Origin of the sequence: Vibrio tasmaniensis, from assembly GCF_024347635.1 — a bacterium.
Classification (GTDB): domain Bacteria; phylum Pseudomonadota; class Gammaproteobacteria; order Enterobacterales; family Vibrionaceae; genus Vibrio; species Vibrio tasmaniensis.
Genome location: NZ_AP025510.1, coordinates 299450 through 311575 on the forward strand (window position 1 = coordinate 299450; position 12126 = coordinate 311575).

The 12126-nt window shown below is 43.7% G+C and carries 10 protein-coding genes; 5 read left to right on the forward strand and 5 right to left on the reverse strand.

The genetic code is table 11. The features are described from left to right. Positions 1-27: 27 nt before the first annotated feature. Positions 28-2511, reverse strand: a complete 2484-nt coding sequence (locus OCV44_RS01330; protein WP_139685164.1) for a bifunctional diguanylate cyclase/phosphodiesterase — start codon at positions 2509-2511, stop codon at positions 28-30. Between the two features lie 351 nt (positions 2512-2862). On the opposite strand from OCV44_RS01330, the gene OCV44_RS01335 reads away from it, so the two are divergent. The 5 genes from OCV44_RS01335 to OCV44_RS01355 all read left to right on the forward strand — a co-directional run bounded on the left by OCV44_RS01335 (position 2863) and on the right by OCV44_RS01355 (position 8790). After that, positions 2863-3441, forward strand: a complete 579-nt coding sequence (locus OCV44_RS01335) for an aminodeoxychorismate/anthranilate synthase component II (protein WP_139685165.1) — start codon at positions 2863-2865, stop codon at positions 3439-3441. Between the two features lie 465 nt (positions 3442-3906). Then, positions 3907-5118, forward strand: coding sequence for an aspartate aminotransferase family protein (locus OCV44_RS01340; protein WP_139685166.1), 1212 nt, complete (start codon positions 3907-3909; stop codon positions 5116-5118). Positions 5119-5225: 107 nt separating this feature from the next. Further along, positions 5226-6245 carry an arginine N-succinyltransferase gene (gene astA / locus OCV44_RS01345; protein ID WP_139685167.1) on the forward strand — a complete coding sequence of 340 codons (1020 nt, stop codon included), beginning with the start codon at positions 5226-5228 and terminating at the stop codon, positions 6243-6245. 39 nt (positions 6246-6284) lie between these two features. Further along, the gene (gene astD, locus OCV44_RS01350; RefSeq protein ID WP_139685168.1) at positions 6285-7742 is read left to right on the forward strand and encodes a succinylglutamate-semialdehyde dehydrogenase; all 1458 of its coding nucleotides are present in this window, start codon (positions 6285-6287) and stop codon (positions 7740-7742) included. A gap of 256 nt (positions 7743-7998) precedes the next feature. Further along, on the forward strand, positions 7999-8790 hold the full coding sequence (locus tag OCV44_RS01355) for a DUF1338 domain-containing protein (RefSeq protein WP_139685169.1): 792 nt from the start codon (positions 7999-8001) through the stop codon (positions 8788-8790). 177 nt (positions 8791-8967) lie between these two features. On the opposite strand, the gene crp is transcribed toward OCV44_RS01355, so the two are convergent. The 4 genes from crp to OCV44_RS01375 form a co-directional block, all read right to left on the reverse strand. Further along, entirely contained in the window at positions 8968-9600 is a 633-nt protein-coding gene (crp, locus tag OCV44_RS01360) for a cAMP-activated global transcriptional regulator CRP (RefSeq protein WP_004729651.1), read from the reverse strand. Positions 9601-9841: 241 nt separating this feature from the next. Then, on the reverse strand, positions 9842-10711 hold the full coding sequence (locus OCV44_RS01365) for a phosphoribulokinase (RefSeq protein ID WP_004729650.1): 870 nt from the start codon (positions 10709-10711) through the stop codon (positions 9842-9844). A 77-nt stretch (positions 10712-10788) separates the two neighbouring features. Continuing rightward, positions 10789-11001 (reverse strand): YheU family protein, encoded by a 213-nt coding sequence (locus OCV44_RS01370; protein ID WP_086048631.1) that lies wholly within the window; start codon positions 10999-11001, stop codon positions 10789-10791. Positions 11002-11097: 96 nt separating this feature from the next. Next, positions 11098-12105: a hydrolase gene (locus OCV44_RS01375; protein WP_139685170.1), complete on the reverse strand. Its 1008-nt coding sequence runs from the start codon at positions 12103-12105 to the stop codon at positions 11098-11100. Between the last annotated feature and the right edge of the window lie 21 nt (positions 12106-12126).

Consider the following 12126-nt stretch of genomic DNA (forward strand, 5'->3'; position numbering starts at 1 on the left):
CGCTACCTATAGGTAGCGGTTTATATTTTAGTTACTTATGGATTCCATTTTTTCAAGGTCGTATTGGCGAATTTGTACCGCTTTTTCCAGTGGGACTGGTTTTGAAAACAAGTACCCTTGAACAATGTCACATCCATATTGTTTAACATATTCTAGTTGTTCAATGGTTTCGACACCTTCAGCGACGGTTCTTGTTCCTGTAGACCGCCCAATTGCGACAATGCTTTTTAATAGTTCATGAGCGGTATTCGATTCTGAAAGTTGCCAAATAAAGCTACGATCTATTTTAATTTCATGAATAGGAAGTAATGACAAATACTTCAACGAAGAGTACCCAGTACCAAAATCATCTAAGGCCAAGTGATACCCTTTACTACGAAGTTGATACGCAACTTTTGCTACCTCTTCCGGATTTTTTAGCATGATGCCTTCGGTGGCTTCTAGGCATATATGGGATGGGTTTATACCGTAGCGCTCTGTTATTTTTATGATATTTTCAGCAAAGTTTGTTTCACTAATTTGAACTGGTGATAAGTTCAGTGCCAGTAATATAGGCGCATCGTCTGGAAAGTCGAGTTCTGAATACTGTTGGTAGGCTAATTCAATAAAATACCAACCTAATGCGCGTATATGACCACTGACTTCAGCTACGGAGATAAATTCATCAGGGTAAACGTTACCCAATGTTGGGCTTTTCCATCGAGCTAGCGCTTCTATTCCCCATAACCTTCCAGACTGTAAGCAATACTGAGGCTGATAATCTAAATAAATTTCTTTTCTTTCTATAGCGGTCAGTAAATTGTCTTCAATCAGAAACTTACGTTGATTTTTCGCAGAGGTTTTTGATGAGAAAATAGCACAGTTTGCTTTGCCTTCTGATTTCACAGAATGGAGCATAATATCAGAGCTTGCGAGTAACTCATCGACAGTGCGCCCGTGATCGGGATACACGGCGGCACCTAAGCTAAAACTGATATCAAATTCATGCTCAAAACATTGATACTTGGTCGCAAGTTCATCATGAAATAGTTTCATGACGCTTTCTGCCTGTTTTAGGCTGTTTAGAGCAGGGAAAGTAACAATAAATTCATCACCTCCGAACCGGAACACTTCTGAAAAATTAGGGCATACTTTTTTAAGCGTTTGAGATATCTGTATTAAGAGTTCGTCCCCAACACTGTGTCCGTAGTAGTCGTTGATGTTTTTAAAGTTATCTACATCAATAAAACAGACAAGAAATTTATCGTCATCTGATTGAGTTTTGGCTAGCTCTTTCTCCATATAGATTTCAAAAAAGTGTCGATTAAAAAGCCCAGTCAGTTGGTCATGATTAGCAAAGTGATTTAGCGTGCTGTTGGCAGTATTGAGCTTTTCAAAGTCAGATTGAATTTCAGCTTGATAAGATTCAAAGCGACGAGAAACTAGAGTGCTTACATAATATGAGAGTAGTCCGACTAATAGAACGACTATGCTATACATGAGTGCTAAGCGATTTAGCTCATCATTTCTTTTTTCAATCAACTCGGCATTTTTTTTAGCAACAAGTCTTTCTAATGCAGTGACACTAAAGCTCGCGCCTATCGTCCAGCCCCAAGTACTATTTTTGACGACATAACTAAGATTTTCTTGCGAATAATTGTTGGCAGCTAAGTGTCTAACATAGACATCCGATTGTTCTAACAGCGCGACGGCTTGAGTGCGGAATTGTATGTTTTTAATGTTATGGGTATTAGTGCCAATAAAGCTAGGGGTGGTATGAGCCAGCACATCGCCTTTAGTGTCGATAACGTAGAAGTTACTCTGTTGACCAATTTGAAGCTGACTTAACCATTCGAGCACGTCACTTTGAATGTCTGCCTGGACATCTGTAGTAAAGTCACTCGTACCTATGTACCAGTTATATGGCGGGAAATTAACGATATAGCCGATTTTTTCATACTGTTTTACGAATGAATTCGGTTTTAGAAACCACCATTTATGAAAGCCTTCTTTTTCTTTAATCGCTTTTTTCGTTAATTCCTGAGCAACAAAGTGTCCTTTAGCATCTTGAAACTCCCATTTAGAGGTTCCTTGCATGCTAGGAAAAACAGGGTGAAAAATAACAGTTCCATCATGGTGATAAATAAAAGGGTAACCACGACCGTCATTGAATCTGTAGCTTTTCAAACTCGATCGAACCAAGGTTGTAAACTCTTGTTCACTTAATTGCGGGTTGTCTGTATACAGTTGATTTAGTATGGAGTGAATGCGGAGAGTATGAGTTTTTATACTGTCGCGTAGCGTAGTTATTGTTGTTTCTTCTAAATAGTTGAGTTGCTTATTTACATAGTTGACTTGAGATTTTAAATAGGCTTTTTTTTCTTCAACAATATCAGACTCTATGTGAGTGATTTCTTGATTGGTTCGTCGATAACTATCATTGACCGATAACGAAAAGACGATAATCGAAAATAGAACCACAGTTATAGTCGGTATGTAACGAATTAGGTAGACGAGCTTGTTCTCTTTCATTTTTCTATTAAAGGTCAGTAAATTCACACTAATGATAACTCAAACAATTATTTATTGAGTTGTTGTTTGTTACAAAAAAAGAACTGTATCATAAATAACATGTAACTTTGTGTGGTTTTTGTTTTGATGGGAGCTTTGACGTGGATGGGAGGCATCTGTTGTATTGAGAAGACAAAGTAAATAACTCTGGCTTCATTGCCAGTAACGTTTATGTATTTGTAGTGTAAAGTCATCAGGGCAGCGAAAGCTGATTTTCTTTTTGTCATTTTCACTTGCCTTTCTTGCTTTATATTGCACAATACCGCCCCTATATCTTCCAATTATTTAGTATTTAGCAAACGATTTCGACCCATGTTACTTATCATCGATAACTACGACTCTTTTACCTATAACTTGTATCAGTATTTCTGTGAGTTAGGGGTAACTGTAAAAGTTGTACGCAACGATGAGATTGATATTACGGGTATTGAAGCACTAAATCCTAGCCATCTTGTTATCTCGCCGGGTCCTTGTACGCCCGATGATGCGGGCATTTCGCTACAGGTGATTGAACACTTCGTAGGTAAGCTGCCGATCTTAGGTGTGTGTCTTGGTCATCAAGCCATTGCTCAAGTCTTTGGTGGTGAAGTGGTGAGAGCCAGACAAGTGATGCACGGTAAAACCTCTCCAATACGCCACAATGGTAAGAGCGTTTTTCAAGGGCTTAATAACCCTCTAACTGTGACACGTTACCATTCCCTAGTGGTGAAAAATGGCACGCTACCTGACTGCTTTGAACTGACGTCTTGGACGGAATTTGAAGATGGCAGTATGGATGAGATTATGGGGTATCAACACAAAACCTTGCCGATTGATGCCGTCCAATTTCACCCTGAATCGATTAAAACAGAGCAAGGACACCAGCTTCTCGCTAACTTCTTAGCGCGTTGAGTGTTTAAATTCGACCCTTTCTCCATCTAAATAAGCCAGTCAAACCTGTTAGTCCATTCGTTAAGCGTTTAAATTCGGGCGCGCCGCGTCTCATACTCCTCTGACGCTGATCACTTTTTATAACATTTCTCTCTCTTCAGGCTAAGTTTTTAGCCTATGCAAAATTATTCGCCTTATTTCGTCTCGACCTCAATATACCGCAATGCCAGTAAGGCTTTGCTGTTGCCTGTGATGCGTTTAGGTAAAAAAAGCTTCATAAAACAGATTAATTGATGCATAAATAGTCATGGATAGTGACGTTTAGCTGGTTGTTAGGGATGGCTAAAGAATAATCTACTATTGAAAACGTTAATTAAATGTAAATATAATGCTGCAGCGGGATTATGGCGAGAGAAAATATCTTTGTCTCACTTATGAACCAGTACGCTTATTTGCGAAGCTTGCGGTATCGAAAAGGAATGTACGATGACAGTGGAAAAAAAAGTAGAACGTAGTCTGTTTAATGAGGTGATGGTGCCTTGTTATAACCCAATGGAAATGATCCCGGTAAAAGGGGAAGGCGCACGCGTTTGGGACCAACAAGGCCGAGAGTATATCGACTTTGCTGGTGGTATCGCTGTGAGCTGTTTGGGTCACTGTCACCCAGCAATGGTTAACGCAGTTACTGAGCAAGCAAACAAGATTTGGCATTTAAGTAATGTAATGACCAATGAACCTGCATTGCGTCTAGCGAAGAAGCTAACAGACGTATGTTTTGCAGAGAAAGTATTCTTTGCTAACTCTGGTGCTGAAGCGAACGAAGCCGCATTGAAGCTAGCTCGTCGTTGGGCAGCAGATGTTCACGGTCCTGAGAAATCTGAAATCATTGCATTCAAACAAGGTTTCCACGGTCGTACTTTCTTTACCGTAACGGTCGGTGGTCAAGAAGCTTACTCTGATGGCTTCGGTCCTAAACCGGGCGATGTTACTCACCTGCCTTACAACGATATTGCAGCGCTAGAAGCACACATCTCAGATCGCACATGTGCAATCATGATGGAACCTCTGCAAGGCGAGGGCGGTATCATCTCTCCAACATCTGAGTTCGTGAACACGGTTCGTGAACTGTGTGACAAACACAATGCGCTGCTTATCTTCGATGAAGTGCAAACAGGTAATGGCCGTACTGGTAATTTCTATGCTTATCAAGGTCTAGGCGTAACACCAGACATCTTGAGCACAGCAAAATCTCTAGGTGGTGGTTTCCCTATCGGCGCAATGCTAACAACGTCTGAACTTGCGACACACCTAAAAGTGGGTACGCACGGTTCTACTTACGGTGGTAACCCACTGGCGTGTGCCGTTGCTGAAGCGGTTGTTGACGTAGTAAGCCAACCTGAAACGTTGGCTGGCGTGAAAGAACGCGAAGCACTATTCCGTGATGGTTTAGCTAAGATTAACGACAAATACCAAATATTCAGTGAAGTTCGTGGTAAAGGCCTATTGCTAGGCGCTGCGCTTAATGATGCATGGCAAGGTCGTGCTCGTGATGTATTAGTAGCAGCAGGCGAACAAGGCTTGATGGTACTGGTTGCGGGTGCAAACGTGGTTCGTTTCACACCATCACTGGTTATCACTACACAAGAAATTGAAGAAGGTTTATCAAAACTAGACAAAGCAATCGCTACGCTAGTTTAGCCTGAGCGGCGTCATAGGAATGATCGCCATTAGAGCGATCCCATGACGTACTGCTAAAGGCCCAAGATTCTCGTTTTGGGCCTGTTTTGCATCTGGAGGGAATATTGATGCTAGTTGTTCGCCCAATAAAATTATCTGATTACGATGCTTTGCATACCTGCGCGGTTGAATCTGGTCACGGATTCACATCTCTTCCGGTTAACGAAGAACTGTTAACCAACCGTATTACTCATTCTGAATACAGCTTTGCTAAACAAGATGTGAGTGAACCTGGTGATGAAGGCTACCTAATGGTTGGCTTCGACACTGAAACGGGAGAAGTCGCAGGCACGACGGGCATCGAAGCCTCAATTGGCTGGGATGTTCCGTTTTACTCTTACCACATCAGCAAAGTGGTTCACTCATCGCAAAAGCTTGGCGTTAATAACGTCGTTAAGCTGCTGACTTTCGGTAATAACTACACCGGATGCAGTGAGATCTGCACACTGTTCTTGCGTCCAGCTTTCCGTGGTGGATTGAATGGTCGTTTGATGTCTAAGTGTCGCTTCTTGATCATGGCAGAGCACCCAGAGCGTTTCTCAAAAACCATTTTTGCTGAGATGCGTGGCGTATCCGATGCAGAAGGTAATTCTCCTTTCTGGCAATGGCTGCAAGATCATTTCTTCTCGATTGATTTTACGCTCGCCGATTACCTAACGGGTATTGGTAAGAAAGGCTTCATTGCTGACTTAATGCCGAAGCTACCTATCTATGTGAACCTACTGAGCAAAGAAGCTCAGGCAGTAATTGGAGAGGTTCATGACAATACGCGCCCTGCACTTAAGTTGCTGGAGCGTGAAGGTTTCACCAATCGTGGTTATGTCGACATCTTTGATGGGGGCCCAACGGTTGAGTGTGACCTAAGAAATATCGAATCAGTGCGTCATGCAATTCGAGCTCAAGTGACAATTGCAGAGCATTCAAGCTCTAAAGACTTCCTAATTGGTAATACCTCGTTTGAGAACTTCCGCGCAGTAGCCGCGAAAGGCGCGTATGACCAAGCAAGCGACACAGTGATTTTATCATCTGAAGTAGCAAGCGCTCTTGAAGTAAAAGAAGGCGAATTCGTTCGCATGTTGGCTCAATAAGAGCGGCGATTATCTGTCGAAGATTTTAAGGATAGAAGTATGACTCAGTGGATAGCAGGACAGTGGGTGGCAGGTCAAGGCGACGCCATGACATCAGTAAGCCCATACAACAATGAAGTGGTGTGGCAAGGCGATAGTGCAACGCCCGCGCAGGTTGAATCTGCAGTGGCATCGGCTCGTGAAGCCTTCTTAGTTTGGAAAAAACTGAGCTTTGCAGAGCGTGAAGCGATCGTGTTGAATTTTGCTGAGAAGGTAAAAGAGAACAGCGAAGAAATTGCACAGATTATTGCAAAAGAGACGGGCAAACCGATTTGGGAAACTCGCACTGAAGCGGGTGCGATGGCGGGTAAGATCGCTATCTCAATCCGTGCTTACCACGAACGTACGGGTGAAGCTTCACGTGAAGCCGCAGGCAACCAAATCGTACTGCGTCATCGTCCATTAGGCGTAATGGCGGTATTTGGTCCTTACAACTTCCCAGGTCACCTACCTAACGGTCATATTGTTCCTGCACTGCTATCGGGAAATACCGTGGTCTTTAAGCCGTCAGAGCAGACGCCTTGGACGGGTGAATTTGCGATGAAACTATGGCAAGAAGCAGGCCTTCCTGCTGGCGTGATTAACCTAGTACAAGGCGCCAAAGAGACAGGTATCGCACTAGCCGATGCTAAAGGTCTTGATGGCGTGCTATTTACGGGTAGTGCTAATACTGGTCATATCCTTCACCGTCAATTCGCAGGTCAACCGGGCAAGATGCTGGCGCTAGAGATGGGTGGCAACAACCCTATGGTGATCAGTGATCAATTTGGTGATGCTGACGCGACGGTTTATACCATTATCCAATCGGCGTTCATCAGTGCAGGTCAACGTTGTACATGTGCACGTCGCCTGTATGTGCCTGTTGGTGAAAAGGGCGATATGCTGCTAGATAAACTGGTCGCAGCTACGCAAAAGATTCGTGTCGATCAGCCTTTCGCTGAACCAGCACCCTTCATGGGGCCACAAATCTCTGAAGCGGCAGCTAAGTTCATTCTGGACGCGCAAGCTAATTTGCAATCGCTAGGTGGTGTTAGCCTAGTTGAAGCAAAAGCGGGTGAAGCGGCGTTTGTTTCTCCGGGCATTATCGATGCAACGAATATTGCTGAACTGCCAGATGAAGAGTACTTCGGTCCATTGCTACAAGTGATTCGTTACCAATCGCTAGAGCAAGCGGTTGAGTTAGCTAACGACACTCGTTTTGGTTTGTCTGCTGGCTTAGTTTCAACAGATGATTCTGAATGGGAATACTTCGTTGACCATATCCGTGCGGGCATTGTTAACCGTAACCGCCAACTAACAGGCGCAAGTGGTGATGCACCATTCGGTGGCCCGGGTGCTTCAGGCAACCTACGCCCAAGTGCTTACTATGCGGCTGACTACTGTGCTTACCCAATGGCGTCAATGGAAGGTGGTGAAACTCAACTGCCAGCTACGTTTAGCCCAGGTATTGAGCTGTAGTTTTTGCTTTTAAGCTATAACTTGATGAATCACAAGCTTATGAGCTCTAGGTTCATGAATAACAGATTCATTGGTTAATTGTGTAATAAGGAAGTGGTGTTATCGCTTCCTTTTTCTATCACGTCCGACACCTAGATAGGGCGGAAGAAAATAATAAAAAAGTATGTCACAGGCTGATGGCTGCTGACTCTGTGTCCAGCCTCTCCCTCTCTAATCCAAATTACTAGCTTGCTAGAACCTCTGACAAGGAGTCACCATGACGCCCGATCTACTCTTTAAATCACTATGGGATGATTACATTCACAGGCTTTGCCCATCGGCTGAGAAAGTGCATCACTTGCTGAAAGAAGACGAAGCTCTGATTAATGATCACATTGCACTGCGTACTTTCAATGTTGCACCGCTAGGTATTGAAACATTGGCTAAACCTTTCCTTGAGTTAGGTTACAAGGCGTGTGGCGATTACTTATTTGAGAGCAAGAAGCTAGTGGCTAAGCATTACGAGCACCCAGACCCAAACCAACCGAAAGTGTTCATTAGTGAGTTGAAGGTCGAAGAGTGTTCAAGTGACTTGCAACAGATCGTGGCTAAGTTGGTTGAGCAAGTCGACGCAAGCAAGCTTCAAGGTCATGAGTTCTTGTTTGGTGGTCGCCTTTGGGACCTGAGCTTTGCGGATTTCCAAGTTCTAGCAAAAGAGAGTGAATACGCGTCTTGGCTAGCGGCTCATGGTTACGGTGCAAATCACTTTACGGTGAGTGTGAACCAGCTCAATGAGTTCGATGAAGTACAGACTGTGAATGACTATTTGAGAGATTCAGGTTTCACTATCAATGCATCTGGTGGTCAAGTTAAAGGCTCTCCAGAGGTCTTATTAGAGCAATCATCTACAATGGCAGACAAAGTCCCAGTTTCATTTGTTGAAGGCAATGAGATGATTCCTGGAGGCTTCTATGAGTTCGCTAAGCGTTATGCGATGGCCAACGGTGAGCTTTATACAGGTTTTGTGGCCGCATCGGCGGATAAGATCTTCGAAAGCACTAACGGTTAAAGGAAGATACGAGTACGGGCTTTGATCTAGAGATTCAGATAGGCTTCGCTTTGAGAGTATTTTCGCTTGGAAGCTGTAGGTGTTTCATTCGTATTTTCTTTGTAGATCTTTAGAAAACAAAAAAGCCACCAAATTCGCATTTGGTGGCTTTCAAATTTTTGGCTCAGTTAATCGAGATTAACGAGTGCCGTATACCACGATAGTCTTACCGTGTGCAGAAATTAGGTTCTGCTCTTCTAGCATCTTCAAGATACGACCAACTGTCTCACGAGAACAACCAACGATCTGGCCAATCTCTTGACGAGTGATCTTGATTTGCATGCCGTCAGGGTGAGTCATTGCATCTGGCTGTTTCGCTAGGTTTAGTAGCGTTTGAGCGATACGACCTGTTACGTCAAGGAACGCTAAGTCACCAACCTTTTGGCTAGTTACTTGTAGACGGTTTGCCATTTGCGCTGAAAGGCGCATTAGGATATCTGGGTTCACTTGGATAAGTTGACGGAATTTCTTGAAAGAAATCTCAGCTACTTCACAAGGAGATTTTGCACGAACCCATGCAGTACGCTCTTGGTCTTCTTCGAACAAGCCAAGCTCACCGATGAAGTCGCCTTGGTTTAGGTAAGAAAGAATCATTTCCTTACCTTCTTCGTCTTTGATAAGAACTGCCACAGAACCTTTAACGATGTAGTACAAGGTTTCTGCCTTTTCACCAGCATGAATCAAAGTACTTTTTGAAGGGTACTTATGAATATGACAGTGTGAAAGGAACCACTCTAATGTTGGATCGGTTTGGGGTTTACCTAGAACCATAATATCTTACTTCCTCTGCAGGGTATGCTTGCCGCTTTCCATATTTTAGCTAAGCCTGAATTGACCTAGCTAGGATAAGAGCACTCGTTGAGTGCTGCAAGCTATCTTGTGTTTCGTTTAAGAATAGTATCCTTTTTCAGGTACTATTTCTTGATTTTAATCGTGACCAAGCTACGATTTTTTACGCAAAATTGTGCACATGATCACGGTATGAAAAGTAATCAACCAGAATGTTGTTTTGTTAGCCTATTTTCCCGGTTTCTATAAGTTGTTGCAGGATAGGCCTTACAATGAGCTCCATAGCAAAACTCATCTTGCCGCCAGGTACTACAAGCGTGTTGTGGCGCGACATAAATGAGCCATCAATCATAGCCAGAAGATAAGGGAAATCGACGTTTTTGATGCCGCGTAAGCGTATAACAACGAAGCTTTCATCTAAACTTGGGATCCCTTTAGCATTGAGAGGGTTTGATGTGTCTACCGTTGGAACACGCTGAAAGTTGATGTGAGTACGCGAAAACTGAGGAGTAATGTAGTTAAGGTAATCATCCATCGAGCGAACAATTGAGTCCATTACTGCTTCGCGAGAATGACCACGATCGCGTGTGTCACGAACGAATTTTTGGATCCATTCTAGGTTTACGATAGGCACCATGCCGATAAGCAAATCGACGTGTTGAGAAACATTGATGTCCCCATCTACCACACCGCCGTGTAGGCCTTCGTAAAACATCACATCGGAATTTTCAGGGATCTCTTGCCATGGTGTGAAGGTGCCGGGCATTTGATTATAAGGCACGGCTTCATCAAAGGTGTGTAGGTAGCTGCGGACTTTGCCCGTACCTTCATTACCGTATTGACGGAAGAACTCTTCTAATGCACCAAAATCGTTAGCTTGTGGGCCAAAGTAGCTGATGTGCTTACCTTGCTCGCGCGCCTTACGGATCTCGACGTCCATCTCTGGGCGAGTGAAGCGATGGAAGCTGTCTCCTTCAACCCAAGCAGCCTTTACGTCCATCATATTGAACATTTTTCGGAAGGCTTCTGAGGTAGTGGTGGTGCCGGCTCCAGATGAACCCGTCACCGCAATAATTGGATGTTTAGCGGACATGACAACCCTTGTCTTTTGAGTAACTTACTTGTTAGCAATCGTTTACCACTATAACACGGCTCCTTTATGAGCGCAGCCTAGAAGCGTTTTGTGACTTGAATATCAACGGTTTCATGCAGCTCAGAAAACACGATACTCACTTCTCCTGAGGCTAATTGATGTTTCACTTGGTCAATTTTGTTTTGCAGTGAAACTTCTATGTCACCGTAGTCTGTACCTTCACGCAGCACGAATTCTTTAATGAGGTTTTCCAGTGTCTCTGGCGCAATGTCTTGCCATGGGATGATCATAAATACTTCTCTCTTTTATGTTCATGGATAGGTTTATTGATGTAGAAATGAATGAGCTTAGTAATATTTTCACTTCTATTTAATAAGGCTCGGTCATTATGCCGAATCTTGGATACTTTCATAGTAGGCGGGTAATGCTTCTTCTAACCAAAATCTAGGCTTGAGTGTGCTACCCGTAATGAACCCGACATGGCCGCCTTTCTGGAACAGTCGATAATCGATATTATCGGGCAGAACGAACTTTGGAATCACATCATCAGTCATGAAAGGATCGTCCTTGGCATGAATGATTTGTGTGGGAAGCTTAATCCGATTCAATTTAGGCAATGCTGAGCATTGCGCGTAATAGTCTTGTGCATTCTTGAACCCGTGCAGAGGCGCAGTGATTCGTTCATCAAACTCGTACAGCTTGTCGATCTTCCTGATGCTTTCCGCAGAGATGCCAATCTTCTCTTGCAGTAGCTTATGTTTCTTCAACGCATTCGATTTCAAAGAATTGAGCAGGTACTTTTTATAGAGCTTGGAAAAGCCCTGCTCAATGCGACTAGAACAACACGCTAAGTCAAAAGGTGCAGAAACTATCGTTGCCGCCGAAAGTAGAGGATCGTCCGCGTACTCAGCCAAATAGTTCGCCAGCATGTTTCCACCTAAAGATATGCCAACCGCAACCTTAGGATTGTTGGGAAACTGCGCGTGCAGATGCCTTAGGAAAAAGCGCGCATCTTCGACTTCACCTGAATGGTATGCACGAGCCAAGCGATTTGGTTTTCCGCTGCAACCTCTAAAGTGCATCATCACTGATAGCCAACCATCTTTAGCAAAGGCATTCATCAGCCCGTTGGCGTAAGGGCTCTCAAAGCTCCCTTCTAATCCGTGGAATAGAACGAATATCGGCTTGTTACTTAGTTTGTCAGAGCTTGGATTGTCATTAGTCGAGTTGTCACCATCAGGCGATTCACTCCATGCAAGGTCTAGGAAATCGCCGTCGGGAGTTTCTAAGGTTTGCCAGTGAGGGGCAAACAGCGCCTGCTTTCTAATAAACCGTGGCACTAAGGTTTGTAAGTGCGGATTAGAGAGACCGGCCGCTGCGGTAAATATTGTCATAAAACAGTCCATGCTTCTTTT